This window comes from Tardiphaga sp. 172_B4_N1_3, from assembly GCF_052076035.1.
Classification (GTDB): Bacteria; Pseudomonadota; Alphaproteobacteria; order Rhizobiales; family Xanthobacteraceae; genus Tardiphaga; species Tardiphaga robiniae.
The window spans coordinates 5,788,550-5,807,502 of the sequence record NZ_CP197238.1 but is presented as its reverse complement, the minus strand read 5'-3'; the positions used below and the strand labels follow the sequence as shown (position 1 = coordinate 5,807,502).

21 protein-coding genes and 1 pseudogene are annotated in these 18,953 nt (G+C 62.3%); 14 read left to right on the top strand and 8 right to left on the bottom strand.

All coding sequences use genetic code 11. The features are described 5' to 3' along the window. Positions 1–29: 29 nt before the first annotated feature. Both aroB and AB7783_RS27380 read right to left on the bottom strand, forming a co-directional pair. On the bottom strand, positions 30–1,172 hold the full coding sequence (aroB, locus tag AB7783_RS27385; protein WP_441279344.1) for a 3-dehydroquinate synthase: 1,143 nt from the start codon (positions 1,170–1,172) through the stop codon (positions 30–32). After that, complete coding sequence (locus AB7783_RS27380) at positions 1,169–1,810, bottom strand: shikimate kinase (RefSeq protein WP_089262630.1); 642 nt, start codon at positions 1,808–1,810, stop codon at positions 1,169–1,171. Before AB7783_RS27380 ends, aroB begins: the two co-directional genes overlap by 4 nt. Before the next feature lie 174 nt (positions 1,811–1,984). Between AB7783_RS27380 and AB7783_RS27375 the strand changes: the two genes are divergently transcribed. Continuing rightward, on the top strand, positions 1,985–2,131 hold the full coding sequence (locus AB7783_RS27375; RefSeq protein WP_089262632.1) for a histidine kinase: 147 nt from the start codon (positions 1,985–1,987) through the stop codon (positions 2,129–2,131). Here AB7783_RS27375 and AB7783_RS27370 read toward each other — a convergent pair. After that, a complete protein-coding gene (locus AB7783_RS27370) occupies positions 2,121–2,699 on the bottom strand; it encodes a TetR/AcrR family transcriptional regulator (protein WP_441279343.1) in 579 nt (192 codons plus the stop codon). The two genes, AB7783_RS27375 and AB7783_RS27370, sit on opposite strands and share 11 nt — an antisense overlap. A gap of 100 nt (positions 2,700–2,799) precedes the next feature. Here AB7783_RS27370 and AB7783_RS27365 point away from each other — a divergent pair, with 100 nt between their 5' ends. The 3 genes from AB7783_RS27365 to xerD all read left to right on the top strand — a co-directional run bounded on the left by AB7783_RS27365 (position 2,800) and on the right by xerD (position 5,320). After that, the gene (locus tag AB7783_RS27365) at positions 2,800–3,840 is read left to right on the top strand and encodes an SDR family oxidoreductase (RefSeq protein WP_441279342.1); all 1,041 of its coding nucleotides are present in this window, start codon (positions 2,800–2,802) and stop codon (positions 3,838–3,840) included. Positions 3,841–3,872: 32 nt separating this feature from the next. Further along, positions 3,873–4,283, top strand: a complete 411-nt coding sequence (locus tag AB7783_RS27360; protein ID WP_441279341.1) for a nuclear transport factor 2 family protein — start codon at positions 3,873–3,875, stop codon at positions 4,281–4,283. An 83-nt stretch (positions 4,284–4,366) separates the two neighbouring features. Continuing rightward, on the top strand, positions 4,367–5,320 hold the full coding sequence (xerD, locus tag AB7783_RS27355; protein WP_441279340.1) for a site-specific tyrosine recombinase XerD: 954 nt from the start codon (positions 4,367–4,369) through the stop codon (positions 5,318–5,320). A 3-nt stretch (positions 5,321–5,323) separates the two neighbouring features. Here xerD and AB7783_RS27350 read toward each other — a convergent pair whose 3' ends face one another. Continuing rightward, positions 5,324–6,106, bottom strand: coding sequence for a class I SAM-dependent methyltransferase (locus tag AB7783_RS27350; RefSeq protein ID WP_089262642.1), 783 nt, complete (start codon positions 6,104–6,106; stop codon positions 5,324–5,326). 313 nt (positions 6,107–6,419) lie between these two features. On the opposite strand from AB7783_RS27350, the gene AB7783_RS27345 reads away from it, so the two are divergent. The 3 genes from AB7783_RS27345 to AB7783_RS27335 all read left to right on the top strand — a co-directional run bounded on the left by AB7783_RS27345 (position 6,420) and on the right by AB7783_RS27335 (position 7,837). Beyond that, positions 6,420–6,551: a hypothetical protein gene (locus AB7783_RS27345; RefSeq protein WP_441279339.1), complete on the top strand. Its 132-nt coding sequence runs from the start codon at positions 6,420–6,422 to the stop codon at positions 6,549–6,551. 84 nt (positions 6,552–6,635) lie between these two features. Beyond that, positions 6,636–7,403 carry a hydroxyacylglutathione hydrolase gene (gene gloB, locus AB7783_RS27340; protein WP_439079255.1) on the top strand — a complete coding sequence of 256 codons (768 nt, stop codon included), beginning with the start codon at positions 6,636–6,638 and terminating at the stop codon, positions 7,401–7,403. Further along, complete coding sequence (locus tag AB7783_RS27335) at positions 7,403–7,837, top strand: cupin domain-containing protein (protein ID WP_439079254.1); 435 nt, start codon at positions 7,403–7,405, stop codon at positions 7,835–7,837. The genes gloB and AB7783_RS27335 overlap by 1 nt, the downstream gene beginning before the upstream one ends. Here the strand turns inward: AB7783_RS27335 and AB7783_RS27330 are convergent. The 3 genes and pseudogenes from AB7783_RS27330 to AB7783_RS27320 form a co-directional block, all read right to left on the bottom strand. Next, positions 7,834–8,060 (bottom strand): annotated as a pseudogene (locus AB7783_RS27330) (EamA family transporter); the annotation flags it as partial. The gene AB7783_RS27335 and the pseudogene AB7783_RS27330 overlap by 4 nt on opposite strands. A gap of 71 nt (positions 8,061–8,131) precedes the next feature. Next, entirely contained in the window at positions 8,132–8,857 is a 726-nt protein-coding gene (gene phbB / locus AB7783_RS27325; protein WP_068732968.1) for an acetoacetyl-CoA reductase, read from the bottom strand. A 183-nt stretch (positions 8,858–9,040) separates the two neighbouring features. After that, the gene (locus tag AB7783_RS27320) at positions 9,041–10,219 is read right to left on the bottom strand and encodes an acetyl-CoA C-acetyltransferase (RefSeq protein ID WP_089262650.1); all 1,179 of its coding nucleotides are present in this window, start codon (positions 10,217–10,219) and stop codon (positions 9,041–9,043) included. A 307-nt stretch (positions 10,220–10,526) separates the two neighbouring features. Between AB7783_RS27320 and phaR the strand changes: the two genes are divergently transcribed. After that, positions 10,527–11,126, top strand: coding sequence for a polyhydroxyalkanoate synthesis repressor PhaR (gene phaR, locus AB7783_RS27315; RefSeq protein ID WP_089262652.1), 600 nt, complete (start codon positions 10,527–10,529; stop codon positions 11,124–11,126). Between the two features lie 88 nt (positions 11,127–11,214). Next, the gene (locus tag AB7783_RS27310) at positions 11,215–11,739 is read left to right on the top strand and encodes a methylated-DNA--[protein]-cysteine S-methyltransferase (RefSeq protein ID WP_439057075.1); all 525 of its coding nucleotides are present in this window, start codon (positions 11,215–11,217) and stop codon (positions 11,737–11,739) included. Here AB7783_RS27310 and AB7783_RS27305 read toward each other — a convergent pair. Further along, positions 11,736–14,531: a [protein-PII] uridylyltransferase gene (locus AB7783_RS27305; protein ID WP_093759686.1), complete on the bottom strand. Its 2,796-nt coding sequence runs from the start codon at positions 14,529–14,531 to the stop codon at positions 11,736–11,738. The two genes, AB7783_RS27310 and AB7783_RS27305, sit on opposite strands and share 4 nt — an antisense overlap. Before the next feature lie 271 nt (positions 14,532–14,802). On the opposite strand from AB7783_RS27305, the gene AB7783_RS27300 reads away from it, so the two are divergent. The 5 genes from AB7783_RS27300 (at position 14,803) to AB7783_RS27280 (ending at position 18,925) form a co-directional block, all read left to right on the top strand. Further along, positions 14,803–15,777 (top strand): aliphatic sulfonate ABC transporter substrate-binding protein, encoded by a 975-nt coding sequence (locus AB7783_RS27300; RefSeq protein ID WP_231078207.1) that lies wholly within the window; start codon positions 14,803–14,805, stop codon positions 15,775–15,777. Between the two features lie 96 nt (positions 15,778–15,873). Continuing rightward, positions 15,874–16,722 (top strand): ABC transporter permease, encoded by an 849-nt coding sequence (locus AB7783_RS27295; protein ID WP_441279338.1) that lies wholly within the window; start codon positions 15,874–15,876, stop codon positions 16,720–16,722. Then, positions 16,722–17,501, top strand: coding sequence for an ABC transporter ATP-binding protein (locus AB7783_RS27290; protein ID WP_441279337.1), 780 nt, complete (start codon positions 16,722–16,724; stop codon positions 17,499–17,501). The genes AB7783_RS27295 and AB7783_RS27290 overlap by 1 nt, the downstream gene beginning before the upstream one ends. A 57-nt stretch (positions 17,502–17,558) precedes the next feature. Then, positions 17,559–18,068 carry an OsmC family protein gene (locus tag AB7783_RS27285; protein WP_089262662.1) on the top strand — a complete coding sequence of 170 codons (510 nt, stop codon included), beginning with the start codon at positions 17,559–17,561 and terminating at the stop codon, positions 18,066–18,068. A gap of 59 nt (positions 18,069–18,127) precedes the next feature. Next, positions 18,128–18,925 (top strand): hypothetical protein, encoded by a 798-nt coding sequence (locus AB7783_RS27280; RefSeq protein ID WP_441279336.1) that lies wholly within the window; start codon positions 18,128–18,130, stop codon positions 18,923–18,925. Positions 18,926–18,953 lie beyond the last annotated feature (28 nt).

Below are 18,953 nucleotides of genomic sequence, written 5' to 3'. Positions count from 1 at the left end.
GGTAGTTCCCAAACCGGACACGGTCAGTTCTATCCCGTCAGCTTCTGATGCAGAAAGGCGCGAACAGTCGCGGGATCGACATCGCCAGCGATGACGGCCTGGCCGACGGCCTCCAGCAGAATGAAGGTGAGCTTGCCGCGCTTCACCTTCTTGTCCTGCGCCATCAGCGCCATCAGCGTATCCGCATCCGCAAGGCCTTCCTGCGCGAAGCCGGCAATGTCCTGCAGCTTCGTGGGTAGACCCACATCGGCGAGATGATGCTGCACGCGGGTCGCATCGCTCTCCGCGATCATGCCAAGCTGCGCCGACAGTTGCGCAGCCAGCACCATGCCGACCGACACGCCCTCGCCATGGAACAACCGGTCCGAGAAGCCGGTCACCGCTTCCAGCGCATGCCCGAAGGTATGACCGAGATTGAGCAGTGCGCGTTCGCCATTCTCACGCTCGTCGCGCGACACGACACCCGCCTTGGCACGGCACGAGGTGGCGATCGCATGTTCACGAGCACTACCGCCACGCATGATGTCGGCATGATTGGCTTCAAGCCATGTGAAGAACTGGTGATCGCCAAGCACGCCATATTTGGCGACTTCCGCATAGCCGGCGCGGAACTGCCGGGGCGACAGCGTATCGAGGACCGCCGTGTCGGCCACCACGAGTACCGGCTGGTGGAAGGCACCGAGCAGGTTCTTGCCCTGCGGCGAGTTGATTCCGGTCTTGCCGCCGACGGAGGAGTCGACCTGCGCCAGCAGCGATGTCGGTACCTGCACGAAATCGACACCACGGCGCACGATCGCCGCGGCAAAGCCGGCGAGATCGCCGACTACGCCGCCGCCGAGCGCGATGACGAGATCGTTGCGTTCGATTTTCGCTGCGATCAGCGCTTCGGAGACCTTCTCAAGACCCGAATAGCTCTTCGAACCCTCGCCTTCCTCAACAATGATATGCGAGGTCGGAATGCCGGCTTCCGCCAGCGAGGCTTCCGTTGCAGTCAGCCAATGCTTGGCAACGGTCCTGTCGGTGACGATCGCCGTGCGCACACCCGGCCGCAGTCTGGCGATACGCGCACCAAGTGACGGCAGTACATTGCGGCCGATGACGATGTCATAGGCGCGCTCAGCCAGCGCGACGTCCACGATGATCGGATCGGAATGCTTCAAGGGCGCGGTCATAGTTGAGAACTCAAGGGATCGCCTGTCGGTTCGGAAATGGCGGAAGCTGCGTGCGGGCGGAACAGATGCTCGTGCAGCGCGATGATGCCTTCCTCGACGATCTTCTCATGCGGCACGTCACGCGAGTCGATCGTGATGTCGGTCTGCTCATAGAACGGATGGCGCGCCTCAATCAGCCGCGCAATGGTCGCCGCGGGATCGGCGGTCTTCAGCAGCGGGCGGTTTTCCCGGCGCCGCACCCGGCGCAGGATCACATCCGCATCGGCCTTCAGCCACAGCGAGATCGCCTTGTCGCGGATGCGCTGACGGGTCTCCTCGCGCAGGAAGGCACCACCGCCGGTCGCCAGCAGGATCGGTCCACTGTCCAGTAGCCGGGCAATCACCCGCGCCTCACCGTCGCGGAAATGCGGTTCGCCGTGGACTTCAAAAATGTCCGGGATCGACATCCCGGCCGCCGCCTCGATCTCGTTGTCGGCGTCGACGAAAGGCAGCCGCAGCCGCGTCGCCATGCGCCGGCCGATGGTCGATTTGCCCGCCCCCATCATGCCCACCAGCACGACCGAGCGCTTTCCCAGCGCCGCGACGATGGCGGCCTCCTGGGGTGCGCTGGCAATGGCCGGCAAGATGGTCTCGGACATCAAAAACACCTGCAAAATCAGTGAGCGACAAGGGATCGCAGAGGTTTGCCGCATTCCGGTCACCTATACTACCCCCAGCGCCAGCGTTGCCAGCACCTCTTGCAGTCTGTATCCGGACAGGGTGACCGCCACCGGCGGAACGAATCGCCCATTTCGCCGCCGAGTTCCCTGATCATGCCCAGCCTGTTCCGCTTTTTGACGGTCGTCGCGGTGATCGTCGGCGTGGTCTATGGCGTCATCTTCGCGCTGGCCAATTTCGTCAATCCGAAGCCACGGGACATGACGGTCACTATCCAGCCGGACAAGTTTCTCAAGAAATAGCTGCGCGCAGCAAGCGCATGAAGAGCTGCATGTCCTCCGCGAATTTCGGACCGGCTCCCTCCGCGTGCTTGATGCCATCGATCGCGGCGACAATGACTCCCGCAACGTCGGCGGGTCTGGCTTGCAACGAGCCGAGATTGACCATGCCCGCGGTCTCGGCATCGCTCAGCGCCTGCGCCAGCAGAGCGACCAGCCGGGCCCGCGCGGCGAGCGTGATATCCTTGGCCAGAACCATATTAACGTCGAACAGTTTAATGGCGTCGGCGCTGCCCGCAAAAGGGGCGATCAGTTGGCGCTGAAACACGGCCATCGCCGTCTCGATGCGGCCGAACACGTCCCCATCGCCTGAGAGTGCCGCCTCGACATCGCGCATGGTCCGCGCATGGGCGCGCGTCGAGCCCGCCCGAAACAGATCTTCCTTGCTGTTGAAGCTCAGATAGAGCGACGCCCGCGAAATTCCTGCCGCACGCGCGATGTCGGCCATGGACGCCTTGCGAAAACCATGGCGGACGAACACCGGCAGCGCAGCATCCAGAATGTGATCGGATTTGGCATCTCGTTCGCTCATTCAGACAGATTGACAGTTCGTGTCCAAAGGGTCAAAAGACAATTAGACAACAATAGTCCAATTGTCCAATTCGCAAATTCCACAGGGGACAGGAGCGAACATGCATTCGGGATCGGTCGGCAATCGAGAGACCATTGTTCTTGTCACGGGCATCGGCGGCTTTCTGGGCGGACATATCGCCCGGCAGTTGCTGGCCAAGGGCTACGCTGTCCGCGGTAGCGTTCGTCGCATGAGCGACTGCGACGGGATCGCGAAGCAGATCTGTGGGGCGCCAACCGACTCGCACTCGCTCAGTTTCGTCGAAGCCGACCTCTGCTCCGACATCGGATGGGATGCCGCCGCCACAGGCTGCAGCTATGTGATCCACACGGCATCGCCGTTTCCGGCAGGCCTTCCCAAGGATGAAAATGAACTGATCCAACCCGCGCGGGACGGCGCGTTACGGGTGCTACGTGCCGCGCATCGCGCAGGCGTGACGCGGGTTGTGCTGACGTCCTCAATCGCGGCCACCAATCACGGGAGCGGCAAGGCGCCGTATACCGAAGATAACTGGACCGATCCGACGGGCGAGCGGGCAACGCCCTACTATAAATCCAAGACGCTGGCCGAACGGGTGGCATGGGCCTTTGCTGCGGAAACCGGACTGGATCTCGCCGTCATCAATCCCGGCATCATTTTCGGACCTCTGCTAGGTCCGAATTACGGCACGTCAATCGGGCTGGTTCAGCAGATGATGAGCGGCAAGCTCAAACGTGTGCCGCGCTTCGGCATCGCGGTGGTCGATGTCCGCGATGTGGCTGATGCACATATCAAGGCGATGACCCATCCGGATGCGTCAGGTCAGCGCTTCATCGCTGCCGGGCAGTTTCTATGGATGCGCGACATGGCTGCCGTACTGGCGCAGTCATTTCCGAATTATGCGCCGGTTCTGCCCTCGGGCGAAGTGCCTAACTGGATGATCAAGGCAATGGCGCCGTTCAACGCACGGTCGCGCATGATCGTCCATGAACTCGACGTAGATCTGAGTGTCAGTGCCGCGAAGGCACGGCGAATGCTGGATTGGCAACCAAGGTCCGCCGACGAGGCCATTCGCGCCAGTGCACAAAGCCTGATCGACCACGGCCTGCTCGCGGCCTCCTGAATTCCCACAATGCACAACAACGGAACCAACCTATGACCTCATCCATCGTCGCCCCGAAAGAGCACCCGGACGCTGAAGATATCCGGGGCATCGAACGCGCGCGGCTTCGTGCGCTTGTGAGCGCCGACATGGCAGCGGCCGAGCCGCTGCACGCCGCAGACTTCCAGCTTATCACGCCGATCGGCGCGGCATTGTCAAAAGCCGAATATCTTGGTGCCGTTGCAGGTGGCCACATCAAGTACCTAACATGGATGCCCGGTGACATCGCCGTACGGCTGTATGGCACGAGTGCCGTGATCCGATATCGCGCCCGCATTGAGGTGGTTTTCGGGGGCCACAAGGTCCCGCCAGGCGACTATTGGCACACCGATGCTTATGAAATGCGTGACCGGCAGTGGATGGTGATCTGGTCGCAGGCCACATCGATCACACAGCTTGTCTGATCTTTGTGGATCTGCATTCGCTCCGGGTTGCTGCAGCCAGTGAAAACCGCTGCTGCTGCCCGGATCATGGGTTATGATGGCACATGACCACTTCCTCAGACGCCAAGCTCTCCAATCTGTTCCTCGACATGCTCGCCGCCGAACAAGGTGCTGGCGTCAATACACTGGACGCCTATCGCCGCGACCTCGAAGATTTCTCCGAATTCGCCACCGGAGCGAAATCCAGCTTCATGGCAGCCGACACCCAGCTGCTGCGCGACTACCTGGAAGACCTCGACGAGCGCAGCTTCAAATCGACCACCGTGGCGCGGCGGCTGTCCGCCATACGGCATCTGTTTCGCTTTCTGCTCAGCGAAAAAATCCGTAGCGACGACCCGGCCGCCATCCTGACGGGCCCGAAGCGCGGCCGCAGCCTGCCCAAGGTACTGTCGATCGCAGACGTCGACCGCATGCTTGTGCAGGCGCGGGCGCAGGCACAGAATACCGAAGCCTCAGCGCAGCAGCGGCTGCGCGATGCCCGGCTCTATTGTCTGCTCGAAGTGCTCTACGCCACCGGGCTTCGCGTCTCCGAGCTGGTCTCGCTACCGCTCACCGCGGCGCGCCGCGATGCCCGCATGATCGTGGTGCGCGGCAAGGGCAACAAGGAGCGGCTGGTGCCGCTCAACGAAACTGCCAAACAGGCGATGGCCGAATATCTCGCCGCGATGGCCGAGTTGCAGAAGGCTCAACCAAAAAAGAGTGCAGCCTCGAAGTGGCTGTTTCCGTCTTTTGGCGAGAGCGGCCATCTCACCCGACAGCATTTCGCGCGCGACCTGAAAGAACTCGCGGCTGCATCCGGCATCGCGCCGCGGCTGGTCTCGCCGCACGTGCTGCGCCACGCCTTCGCCAGCCATTTGCTGCATAACGGCGCCGATCTTCGCATCGTGCAGACGCTGCTCGGTCATACCGATATTTCGACGACGCAGATCTACACCCATGTGGTGGAAGAGCGGCTCAAGAGCCTGGTCCGCGACCTGCATCCGCTCGCGGAAAAATAGCGCTCAGCGTGAGTGCGGCTCGGCCTCGCCAAGATGATCCGTCTCATCGTCGCGCCGCATCCCGGAGGTCGGCACCAGCACCGGCTGCAACGCCGGAATCAGCCGCGTGCGTTCGCGCTTGGCGGGGATCGCGCGATAGACCTGTTTGGTGGCCTCGACGATATGCACGCCGGCAAACGGCATCGACAGCGCCGCGCCGATTCGCTCCCAGGCCATTGCCGAGCGCAGAAACCAGCCCATGCCCACCGGCGGCATGAATAGCGCCTCACTCCACGCCGTCGGCGTAAACCAAGTCTGTCGTAGCAACTGCGTGATTTGCGAGCGCGAATAGGGGCGGCCGTGACCGAACGGCGTCGAGTCGGTGCGGGTCCAGACGCCCCGGCGATTCGGAATCACCGCCATCAACCGACCGGACGGCGCGAGCACGCGCCAAACCTCGCGGAGCAAACCTTCGGGATCGTCGGACATTTCCAGGGCGTGCACCAGGATGATGCGATCGACGGCGGCATCCGGCAGCGGCAGCGAGAATTCGTCGACCAGTGTGGCCAGCGCGGGCTTTGCCGTCGGCCATTTCAGCACCCCCTGCGCCGCCGGCATGAAGGCGATGCACCGTTCGGAATTCTCCCGGAAAAGGCCGAGATACGGTGTGGGGTACCCCAGACCGAGCACACGCTGACCCTCCGCGTCGGGCCAATGCGCCTGAATACCGCGATTGATCAACCGCCGCGCCACGATACCGAGGCGGCGCGAATAGAAATCCCGGAGATCGATCACATCGATGGTCATGATGACTTTCTAACACGTTGCGGCCGCCCACGATCCCCCGAATCGCGCATTGCCGGGGCAGCGTTAACGCCAGATATCCAGGCCATCGCGGGCGGTGAGTTGCACCAATTGACAAGGCCGGCCCGGCTGCGGCCTATTCGAAGAAACAGGCGCCGCGACGTCGTTGCAGGAGAGACAAAAATGCTGTCACGCCGAGGTCAAACGATCACAAGGACGGCGGCGACGGCTGCGGGTCTGGCCGTGGCAGCACTCGCGCCACTCTCCGCCGAGGCCAATCCGGCGACGGTTCTATCCCAATGGCGAAACGCTCCGCATGCCGATCCAGAGATCCGGCTCGGGCTTCCGCTACGGCGAAGGCAATGTCGGGATTGCCGGCAAGGGCCAGACCACCATCACGCTGCAGATTGCCGGACAGCCCGCGCGCCAATGTGTGACACCGCGCTGACCGTCATGCATCGCCCATATTCATCCCCATCAATTTGCCGCACGTACGTGCGAGCGCATCACGACGCGATCCAACGGAGTTATCATGGCTGCTGAAATTCGTGTGTTCCCCTGCCTGTCCGACAATTTCGGCTACCTGATTCATGATCCGCAGAGCCTGAAGACCGCCGCGATCGACGCGCCGGAGGCCGGCCCGATCATGAAGGTGCTGCAGCGCGAAGGCTGGAAGCTCACGGATATTCTGGTGACGCATCACCATGCCGACCACGTCGGCGGCATCGCCGAGCTGAAGAAGACCTACGGCTGCAAGGTCACAGCGCCGCACGATCAGGGCACGGCAATTCCTGAAGTCGACGTCCGCGTCGCCGAAGGCGATACCGTGCAGGTCGGCGCGCTAACCGCACGGGTGTTCGAGACCCCCGGCCATACGCTCGACCATATCTGTTACGTGTTCGACAGCGAGCTGGCGCTGTTCTCGGCCGATACGCTGTTTTCCGGCGGCTGCGGCCGGGTGTTCGAGGGCACCTATCCGATGATGTGGCAATCGCTGAAGAAGCTGCGCACGTTGCCGGACGACTACCGTGTCTATTGCGGTCACGAATACACCGCGGCCAACGTCAAGTTCTGCCTCGGCATCGATGCCAACAACGAAGCGTTGAAGGCCCGCGCCGACGAAGTGACGCAGCTACGTGCCGTCGGCAAGCCGACCATCCCCGTTCTGCTCGGGCTTGAGAAGAAGACCAACGTGTTTCTGCGCGCCGACGATCCGGCCATCGCCGCCGCCGTCCGCCTCAAGGGATTCAGCGAGGACGACGTGTTCGGCGAACTCCGTGAACGCAAGAACAAGTCCTGATGACAGGCAAGACGTCAACTGCAGCCGAGATCATCGCGACGCTCGGCCTGCAGCCGCATCCCGAAGGCGGCCACTATCGCGAGACGTTTCGCGACAGTCGCGTAGACGTAAACGGGCGGGCGGCTTCGACGGCAATCTATTTTCTGCTGGCGCGTGGCGAACGCTCGCACTGGCATCGCATCGATGCCGTCGAGATCTGGCACTATCATGCGGGTGCTCCGCTCACGCTGGAAATCGCCAACGACACTGGCCAGCGGACGATCACGCTCGGGCCGGACGTCACCGCTGGACAAGAGCCGCAAGGCATTGTCCCACCGCATGCCTGGCAGGCCGCCTCCACCACTGGCGACTGGACGCTGGTCGGCTGCACCGTGGCACCGGGTTTCGATTTCGCGACGTTTGAGTTGGCACCGAAGGGCTGGAAGCCCGACTAGCCCGGCTTCCAGATCATATCCTTCGCTGCGATCAATGCTGCCGCGGAAGCAATATTCGCGCTCGCCTGCGCGAAGCCGGCCAGAATCAGGAGCGCCGTTGATAGCAGCGGCGTCGCATAGGAGGCGGCACCGAGCACGATGATCGCCGCCCATACCAGCGGACTCGATGGCCATACGGCGTCTCCGTAAAGCGATGTACGGCGAAGGCCAGAAACGCGGCGGCGCATGTCGCACATCCTTCGAGACGCCCGCAAGGGCGTGTTCCTCAGGATGAGGTCCGAGCTTCGAGGCCCGTTACGCGTGATATTGCCCGCCATTGATGGTCATGGTCGAGCCAGTGAAGAAGCCGGACTCGTCGGCCGCCAGGAACACGACGGCGCGCGCAATTTCTTCGGGCTCGCCGAGGCGATTGACCGGGATCTGCGGCAGGATGCTCTTCTCAAGCACGGCGAGTGGCACGGCCTGCACCATCTCGGTGTTGATGTAGCCCGGGCAGATCACGTTCACGGTGATACCGAGCTTGGCATTCTCCAGCGCCAGCGCCTTGGTGAAGCCGATGTCGCCGGCCTTGGCGGCAGAATAGTTGACCTGGCCGAATTGGCCCTTCTGCCCGTTGATCGATGAAATGTTGATGACACGGCCGAACTTACGTTCGCGCATACCCTCGATCACCTGACGAGTCATGTTGAACAGCGAACCGAGATTGGTGTTAACCACCTTGTTCCACTGTTCCGGTGTCATCTTGTGGAATGCGCCATCCATGGTGATACCGGCATTGTTGACCAGCACTTCCACCGGCCCCAGATCGGCCTCGACCTTTTTCACGCCGGCGGCGCATTCATCGAACGAACCGACATCCCACTTGTAGGTGCCTATACCCGTCTCGCTTTTGAATTTCTCGGCGGCGGCATCATTGCCGGCATAGCTTGCCGCGACGCTGTATCCCGCAATCTTCAAAGCCTTGCTGATTGCAGCGCCGATCCCTCGTGTTCCCCCGGTCACCAATGCAACGCGCGCCATGATCGATCCCTCCACCAATCTCTTTTGTAGTTATAGCTTCGAATTAATCTCGCGATACGCTGAACATCAAGCAGAATTGGACCATCAAGCGAAAATGCCCGACGCAAAGCGCCGGGCATTTTGTTGTAGCAGTGTGTGCAGTGCACGCGCGAGCCGATGTTTTCGGCACGCGACGCGTAAGGATTAGTCGCGTGCGATGCACATCGCGATGCCCATGCCGCCGCCGATGCACAGCGTGGCGAGGCCTTTCTTCGCGTCGCGCTTTTCCATCTCGTGCAACAGCGTAACGAGAACACGCGCACCGGATGCACCCACCGGATGACCGATCGCGATCGCGCCACCGTTGACGTTAACCTTCGACGTATCCCAGCCGAGGTCCTTGTTCACGGCGCAAGCCTGCGCAGCAAAAGCTTCATTGGCTTCGATCAGGTCGAGATCGTTAATGGTCCAGCCGGCCTTCTTCAGCGCAGCGCGCGATGCCGGGATCGGGCCAGTGCCCATGATCTTCGGATCGACACCGGCCTGCCCCCACGACACGATGCGGGCAAGCGGCTTGAGGCCTTCCTTGGCAGCCTGCTTGGCGGTCATCAGCACCACGGCAGCAGCGCCGTCATTGATGCCCGATGCCGAGCCGGCAGTGACGGTACCGTCCTTCTCGAAGGCCGGGCGCAACTTGGCCATCGCCTCGATGGTGGCGCCGTGGCGCGGATATTCGTCATCGCTGACGATGACGTCGCCCTTGCGGCCCTTGATTGTGACCGGAACGATCTCGTCCTTGAACTTGCCAGCCTTCTGCGCAGCTTCCGCTTTCTGCTGCGATGCAACAGCGAACTCGTCCTGCTGCTGGCGCGTGATCTGGTACTGCTTTGCCACGTTCTCGGCGGTGTTACCCATGTGATAGCCGTTGAAGGCATCCCACAGACCGTCCTTGATCATGGTGTCGACGAATTCCACCGGACCCATCTTCACGCCACCGCGCAGATATTGCGCATGCGGGGCCATGCTCATGGATTCCTGACCGCCGGCAACGACGATTTCCGAATCACCATTGAGCAACGCCTGATAGCCGAGCGCGACCGTGCGCAGGCCGGAGCCGCACAGCATGTTGACGCCCCAGGCCGAAGTTTCCACCGGCAGGCCGGCAGCAATCGAGGCCTGACGCGCGGGGTTCTGGCCCTGCGCAGCAGTGAGGATCTGTCCCATGATGACTTCGGAGACGCGGGCCGGATCGATCTTGCCGCGCTCTAGCGCCGCCTTGATGGCAATGGCGCCGAGATCATGCGCCGGCATGGTCGCGAAAGCGCCGTTGAAGCTGCCGACGGGTGTGCGGGCAGCGCTGACGATGACGACATCGTCTGACATGGACATCTCCTGTTGTTGAGGTTTTTTCGACGGTCAGAGCCAGGATGGCGGGGGCCGCGTTGCAAACTATCCTGTTAACTGAGGGTTGGACTGTCAATTGGTCAGAAGCCAAATTACGGCCGCAACGCACGCAAAATGGCACGGATGTCGCTTTGCATAGCACAAGACTGCTGCCATTTTAACCGTGACGCACAAAACGGTAGCCGAGCCCCTTTGAAAGTGCTTACTTTATTGCATTGCGTTGTTCGACAACCTTATGGCGCGCTGCCGTAAGGTTCCCTGTCCTCGGTCCGTATGTGTGAGCCCCATGGCGAAATCAGATCAACCCACGACAATCAAAAAATATGCGAACCGCCGGCTTTATAATACCGGAACAAGCACTTACGTGACGCTTGAAGATCTCGCTGCGATGGTAAAGGACGGCGAGGATTTTCTCGTCTATGACGCCAAGACCGGCGACGATATTACCCGCTCAGTGCTGGCCCAGATCATCTTCGAACAGGAAAACAAGGCTGGCCAGAATCTCCTGCCAACCACTTTCCTGCGCCAGTTGATCCGCTTCTATGGCGACAGCATGCAGATGGTGGTGCCGAAGTATCTCGAGCAGTCCATCGACAGCCTGACGCGCGAGCAGGAGAAATTCCGCAAGCAGATGACGAACACGTTCAGCATGACGCCGTTCGCGCCACTTGAGGAAACCGTTCGTCGCAACATGGAATTGTTTCAGCAGACCTTCGCGATGTTCAAGCCGTTCGTGCCGCCGCGCGGCGGCGCTGCGTCGCCGGAGCCGGAAAAGGCGCCGGAGCCGACCGCTGAGCCTGCCGACACTATGGATGACCTGCGTCGCCAGATGAAGGAAATGCAGGAACGCCTCGAGCGCATGTCGCACGAGCCGAAGCCGGAATAATTCGCGGCTCACTTGTCGGAAATCGGAATGACGCCGACCGTGGCTACACCTACGGTCGGCGTTTCCATTTGATGAGCGCAACATCGCCATGGCGAAGCAGCCCACCCCACTCACTCTCGACCGGCTCGACACCCCGATCGGCATCGCGCTGCTGGTGACGAACCACGGTGGCGCACTCTGCGCACTCGACTGGATCGATTACGAAGAGCGCTTGCTGACTTTGCTGCGTCGTTACTATGGGACGGTCGAACTGACCGAGAACTCGGCACCATCCGAGATCCGCAGTGCACTCTCACGCTATTTCGACGGCGACCTCGACCAGCTCGATGGCATCACCTGCCACATCCCCGGCACGCCGTTTCAGAACCGCATCTGGACGGCACTACGAAAAATCCCTGCAGGCAGCACACTCAGCTACGGCACGCTGGCCGCGCAACTCGGCGTGCCCAATGCGATGCGCGCGGTCGGCCATGCCAATGGCGCCAATCCCCTGAGTGTCGTCGTGCCCTGCCACCGCCTGATCGGCGCCAACGGTTCGCTCACCGGCTATGGCGGCGGCATCGCGCGCAAACGCTGGCTGCTGGAGCATGAGGGTGTCGTGGTGGCGTCCTAAGCCGCCGGCTTCTCCGCGATATCGCCGTTTGCCAGCAGATGGATCAACGCGCGCTTGATCGCAGCCTGACGCGTCGGGGCATTGATCTGCGCTCCAAGCAAATCGGTGACGTAGAACACGTCTCGCGCGCGCTCGCCGAAGGTCGCGACATGCGCCGAAGCGATGTTGAGGTTGAGCTTCGATATCGCCGTGGTCAGTTGATACAACAGACCCGGCCTGTCGAGGCCGGAGACCTCGATCACCGTGTAGCGATCTGACCACTGGTTATTGACGATAACTTCCGGCTCCACCGTGAAGGCCCTGATCTTGCCCTTGGTCGAGGCGCGCTTGGCCACGGTTTCCGGCAGCCGCACCTTGCCTTCGAGCACGTCCTCGATCATGTCGCCGATCCGTGTTGCACGGCGGCCTTCGTCGTCATCGCGATCGTATTCCCGGGAGATCGCGATGGTGTCCAGCGCGCGGCCATCGGTCGTGGTGTAGATCTGCGCGTCGACGATGTTGGCGCCGGCTGCGGCGCATGCGCCGGCGATAATCGACAGCAGCCAAGGGTGGTCGACGGCCAGAATCGTGAGCTCGGTGACGCCGCGGGCTTCATCGAACCCGACATTGATCGCGAGCTTGTGCCCGGCCTCTTCCGATGCGCGCAGGAAACGAGCATGGCGAATCTTGCGGTCGAGCTCGACCTTGAGCCAGTAGGCCGGATAGTGCCGCAGAATATACGCGTTGAGATCCTGCTCGGGCCACTCGGTGAAGGCACGGCGGAATTCCGCCTGCGCCGACGCGATGCGCTGTGCGCGATTGACCTCGGAGAAACCACCGGTCAGCACCGGCTCGGTTTCGTAATACAGCGTCCGGATCAGCTGCGCCTTCCAGCCGTTCCAGACGCCGGGACCGACGCCGCGGATATCCGCGGTGGTGAGGATCGTGAGCAGCTTCATCTGCTCCACCGACTGCACCACGGCGGCGAAATTCTCGATGGTCTTGCTATCCGACAGGTCGCGCGACTGCGCCACCGTGGACATCGTCAGATGCTCTTCGATGAGCCACGCAACGAGATCGGTGTCGGCAGCGTTGAATCCGAGCCGCGGGCACAGTCGCCGCGCGACCTTGGCGCCGGCGATGGAGTGATCCTCCGGGCGCCCCTTGGCGATGTCGTGCAGCAACACCGTGATATAGATCACCGCCCGATGTTCCGGGCGGATCTTACGCATCAGATCGCTGGCGACAACGAACTCGTCATTCCCGCCGCGCTCGATCTCCTGAAGGATGCCGACACACCGCAGCAGATGCTCATCCACCGTATAGTGATGATACATGTTGAACTGCATCATCGACACGATGCGGCCGAAGGCACGAATGAAATGACCGAGCACGCCGGTCTCGTTCATCCGCCGCAGCACGATCTCGGCATTATCCGAGGTCAGGATCTCCATGAACAGCGCGTTGGCTTCGGCGTTCTCGCGGATCTCGGGCGTGATCAGCCGGAGCGAGCGCGTCGCGGTCCGCATCGCATCAGGATGGAACGCCAGATTGTGCTTCTGTGCCAACCGGAAGAACCGGATCAGGTTGATCGGGTCTTCCTTGAACACGTCAGGCGCAGCAAGGTTGATGCGGTTGTTGTCGATGATGAACGCATCGCTGTCCGGCAGCCGGCGGCGATGCATCTCGGGCCGCAGCTTGGCCATCATGCGCGTCAGCGCCGGCGCCGGCTTGGCCTGCTGGTCTTCGAGCTTGGCGCACAGGATCGCGGTGAGATCGCCGACTTCCTTGGCAATCAGGAAGTAATGCTTCATGAAGCGCTCGACGTCCTGCATGCCGGGATGTGAAGTATAGCCGAGGCGGACCGCAATCTCGCGCTGCAGGTCGAAGGACAGCCGCTCTTCCGGCCGTTTGGTCAGGAAGTGGATATTGCAGCGGACTGACCACAGGAAGTCTTCGCAACGCTTGAAGGTGCGGTATTCCTGCGGATCGAACACACCGCGCGCGACCAGCTCCTTGCTATCGCGCACCCGATAGACGTATTTCGCGATCCAGAACACGGTGTGCAAATCGCGTAGACCGCCCTTGCCGTCCTTGACGTTGGGCTCGACCAGATAGCGCGACTGGCCGCCACGGCGATGGCGCTCCTCGCGTTCGGCGAGCTTGGCAGTGACAAATTCCGCGGCGGTGCCCTGCACCACTTCGGCATCGAAGCGCGTGACCAGTTCGTCGTAGAGAGCCTGATCGCCGGTGAGGAAGCGCGTTTCCAGGATCGCGGTGCGGATCGTCATGTCGCCGCGCGCCTGGCGGATCGATTCATCCACCGAACGCGTAGCGTGGCCGACCTTCAGGCCCATGTCCCACAGGCAATACAGAATGACTTCGGCGACCTGCTCGCCCCAGGCGGTCTGCTTGTAGGGCAGGATGAACAACAGATCGATGTCGGATTCCGGCGCCATCAGCCCACGGCCATAGCCACCGGTGGAGACCACCGCCATCCGTTCGGCACCAGACGGGATTGGCGAATGATAGAGATGCTTCGTCGCCGCGGCGAACAGCATGCGGATGATTTCATCCTGCACGTGGCAGAGCTGCTCGGCACAGCGTCGGCCGTGGCGGTCCTTCAGCAACACGGCCTCGGCGGCTTCACTGGCCTTGAGCAGTTCGGCCTTCAGCAGCTTGGCGACCGCGGCGCGAAACAAATCGTTCTTGCCGCGATGCTGCACTGCAAGCGCATCGATCTCGGCGGTAATCCGCGTCGTGTCGAAGTCTGTTTCGGTCGTCGGTCTGTCTTGTGTAGCAACGCTGTCCATGAACAACCCGGATATCGGACGGCGCAAGCGCTGTCACGGTGATTGTAGCCCCACAGCTAGTCCATGCTGCCTTTTGCGCAATCCGGGCAACAACGTTCTCGCGGCGGTGTCCTTGGCGCATCATATCTTCTCGTTGACGGAACGCCATAACTAATTGAAATTAAAGCACGTTTTCGCACAGAGAGCGACCCCAGCATGGTGCCATGACGCCCGCAGGATGCAAGTCGCCTTCGAACCTCACGTTTCGACAGTTCATCAGGGAGAGACCAGAATGTTCACGATGTCACGGCGCGCTGTCGCCGGTCTGATTGCTGCGGCTGCACTGCTGCCCGGAGCTAGCTTCGCCGCCGAACCGCTCAAGGAAATCCGGCTCGACTGGGCGACCTACAATCCGGTCTCGATCATCCTCAAGCAGAACGGCCTGCTGGAGAAGGAATTCGCCAAGGACGGCGTGAAGATCACCTGGGTACAGTCGGCCGGCTCCAACAAGGCGCTCGAATTCCTCAATGCGGGGTCCATCGATTTCGGCTCGACCGCCGGCTCCGCTGCGCTGGTGGCGAAGATCAACGGCAACCCTATCAAGTCGGTCTACGTCTATTCGCGTCCAGAATGGACGGCGCTGGTAACCGGCAAAGATTCCAAGATCGCCTCCGTCGCCGATCTCAAGGGCAAGCGCGTCGCGGTGACCCGCGGCACGGATCCCCACATCTTCCTGGTCCGCGCTTTGCTCGGCGCCGGCCTCACCGACAAGGACATCACGCCAGTTCTGCTGCAGCATGCCGACGGCAAGGCCGCGCTGATCCGCGGCGACGTCGATGCATGGGCCGGACTCGACCCGATGATGGCGCAGGCCGAGGTCGAGGACGGCGCCAAGCTGTTCTTCCGCAAGCCGGACGCCAACACCTGGGGCATCCTCAATGTGCGCGAGCAATTTCTGAAGGACTATCCGGATGCCGCGCGCCGCGTGCTCGCCGTCTATGAAGACGCCCGCAAATATTCGCTGGAGAATTATCCCGAGCTGAAGAAGGCCTTTATCGGCGTCACCAAACTGCCCGATGCCGTGGTCGACAAGCAGCTCAAGGAACGCACCGAACTGACCCATAGCCGCATTGGCGCACCGCAGCGCGAGTCAATCCTTGCCGCAGGCCTCGCTTTGCAGCAGGCCGGCGTGATCGACGCCAAGGTCGATGTGAAGGCGACGGTGGATGCACTGATCGACGATCAGGTCCCGCTGCCCAAGAGCTGACGCTCCCGCATCTGCGAAGCCACCCTTCCCCCTCCCCGCAAAGGGAGGGTGAAGCTTTTGAGTATCTTGCAAACCAAATCGAGACGCGCTTCAGCTATGGCCATGACGCTCGACACCACCGCACCCGACGTAGCGGAGACGCGTGAAAAATCCGCATCCAACAAGCGCTGGCAGCGTTTCGCGCGGCCGGCGCTCGGCGTTGTGCTCCCGCTCACACTGGCGCTGGCATGGGAGCTCGCCGTCTGGTCCGGCTGGTCGAACGGCCGATTGGTGCCGCCGCCATCGCGCGTCTTTGCCACCATCATGGAGCTCGCCCGAAGCGGCGAACTCTGGCGCCATATCGCCACGACGCTGTCGCGCGTTGCCGCCGGCTTCGGTCTTGGCGTCGTCGCCGGCACGCTGCTTGGCGCTATCTCAGGTTATTGGGGCATCGCGCGGCGGCTGCTCGATCCCACCGTGCAGGCGCTGCGCGCCATCCCGTCGATCGCCTGGGTGCCGCTGTTCATCCTGTGGCTCGGCATTTTCGAGACCTCGAAGGTCGCGCTGATTGCCGTCGGCGTGTTCTTTCCGGTCTATCTCGGCGTGATGGGCGCGATCCTCTCGGTCGATCGCAAGATCGTCGAGGTCGGTCGTACCTTCCGCCTCTCTGGCCCCGCCATGATCCGCCGCATCCTGCTGCCTGCGGTGCTGCCGGCCTATGTTGTTGCACTTCGCGTCGGCCTCGGGCTCGGCTGGATGTTCGTGGTCGCGGCCGAATTCATGGGCGCTTCCGAAGGACTCGGCTATCTCCTGATCGACGGCCAGCAGCTCGGCAAGCCCGCGCAAATCCTCGCCGCAATCACCATCTTCGCGCTGCTCGGCAAGACCACCGACTGGTTGATCGAATTGATCACGACGCCACTGCTGCGCTGGCAGGATGCGTTCCGTCCGGGCGTAGAGACCTGATGCTCGCCCTCGACAAGGTCGGCAAGACCTATCCCAACGGCGTCCATGCGCTGGAGCGCTTCACCGCGCAAATCCCGCAGGGCGAGATCGTCGCCATCATTGGTGGCTCCGGCTGCGGAAAATCGACACTGTTGCGCGCCGTTGCCGGGCTCGATCGCGCCTCGACCGGCAGCATCCGCATCGACAATATCGATATCAGCGCGCCGCATGAGAAAATCGGCATCATCTTCCAGGAACCGCGACTGCTGCCGTGGCTGACCGTCGCCGACAACATCGGCTTCGGACTGTCCGAGCTTCCTGTCGCCGCACGCCGCGAGAAAGTCGCACAGGCCCTGGCGCGCGTCGGCCTGTCGGATAAAGCACAGGCATGGCCGCGCGAACTATCCGGCGGGCAGGCGCAACGCGTGGCCATTGCCCGCGCATTGGTACCGCAGCCGGAGGTGCTGTTGCTGGATGAACCGTTCTCCGCGCTCGACGCCTTCACGCGCCGCGATCTGCAGGATCATCTGCTCGATCTCTGGGCCGACACACGCCCGACGCTGATCCTTGTCACGCATGATGTCGACGAAGCCGTGGTGCTGGCAGACCGCGTGCTGGTGATGCGTCCGCGGCCCGGTCGGCTGTTCGCCGAGATCGATGTCGGCCTTGCGCGTCCGCGCGACCGTGCCTCGCCGCTGTTCGAAGCCGTGAAGCGCCGCGTGCTCACCGCGCTGGATCGATCTCTCGATCGCAACGTGCCCGATAACGCGCCTGCCGAGGCGGTCGGCGCGTGGTGGTGACAACAGCACCGCGAGCTAATAAAAGCTGCAACTAACAAAATCTGAGGGAGAGATATCATGGACGCCGCCGCGCTTCGCGCCACCCAGGCCCCCATTAAAGAGCTCTACAAGACCGATCCCAAGGCTGCCTTCATTACGCTGAAGGCCAAGGGCTCGATCGACAATGACGGCATCGCCTGCAAGGTCGAGACCGGCCGGCAGATCGCAGCCGCCGGCCTGCACCCGGCCACGGGCGGCTCCGGCCTCGAACTCTGTTCGGGCGACATGCTGCTGGAAGCATTGGTGGCTTGCGCCGGCGTGACGCTGAAGTCGGTGGCCACCGCCGTCGAAATTCCGCTGAAGTCCGGCAATGTGACAGCCGAGGGCGATCTCGATTTCCGCGGCACGCTCGGCGTCGACAAGGAAGCGCCGGTCGGCTTTGCCGAAATCCGCCTGCGCTTCGATGTCGACACCGACGCGCCGCAGGACAAGCTCGATCTGCTGCTCAAGCTGACCGAGCGTTATTGCGTGGTCTACCAGACCATCAAGCATGGCCCGAAGGTTTCGGTGTCTCTCAACAGGGTGTAAGCAGGCCGGACGATCCACCAAGAAAGAGGAGGCCAAGCACCTCCTCTCGTCAGGCTGCCATGTCCCCCGAACTTGCCTTCCTCCTGACGCTCACTTTGCGCATGGCGATCACCGCCGCCTTCGTGATCACGGCCTCCATCATCACCGAACGATCCGGCCCGGTGATCGGCGCGTTGGTAGCGACGCTGCCGATCTCGGCGGGACCGTCCTACGTCTTTCTCGCGCTCGATCATGACGCTGCCTTCATCGCGCAAGGTGCATTGGCCAGCCTGCCGATCAATGGCGCGACGATGTTTCTCGGATTGACTTACGTGCTGCTGGCGCAACGCCACAACGTGATCGTCAGCCTCGGCGCCGCTGTGCTGGTGTGGTTCGCCCTCGCCCTGCTGGTGCGGCAGTTCGAATGGACTTTGCTTGGCGGCATCGCGGCCAATGTCGTGACCTTCGGCATCTGCCTGCCGCTGATGGCGCGGTTTCGCCATGCGAGGATGCCGCTCATCACCCGGCGCTGGTACGACATCCCGCTGCGTGCCGCTCTCGTCGCAACGCTGGTCGCCACCGTGGTGACGCTGTCCTCGACCATCGGCCCGACCGGCAGCGGCATTCTCGCACTTTATCCCGTGGTCTTCACCAGCCTGATGCTGATCCTGCATCCGCGGATCGGTGGCCCGCCCACCGCCGCCGTGATCGCCAATGGTGGCTGGGGCCTGATGGGTTTCGGTATCGCGGTGGCCGTGATGCATGTCACCGCCACGCGCTTCGGCTCGGTGGTCGCCCTGAGCCTCGCGCTGGCGACTTGCGTGGTGTGGAATCTCGGCCTGTGGGCGTGGGGCCGCAGGCGGGTGCGCTACGTGTAAAACGCCGTCATGGCCGGGCTCGTCCCGG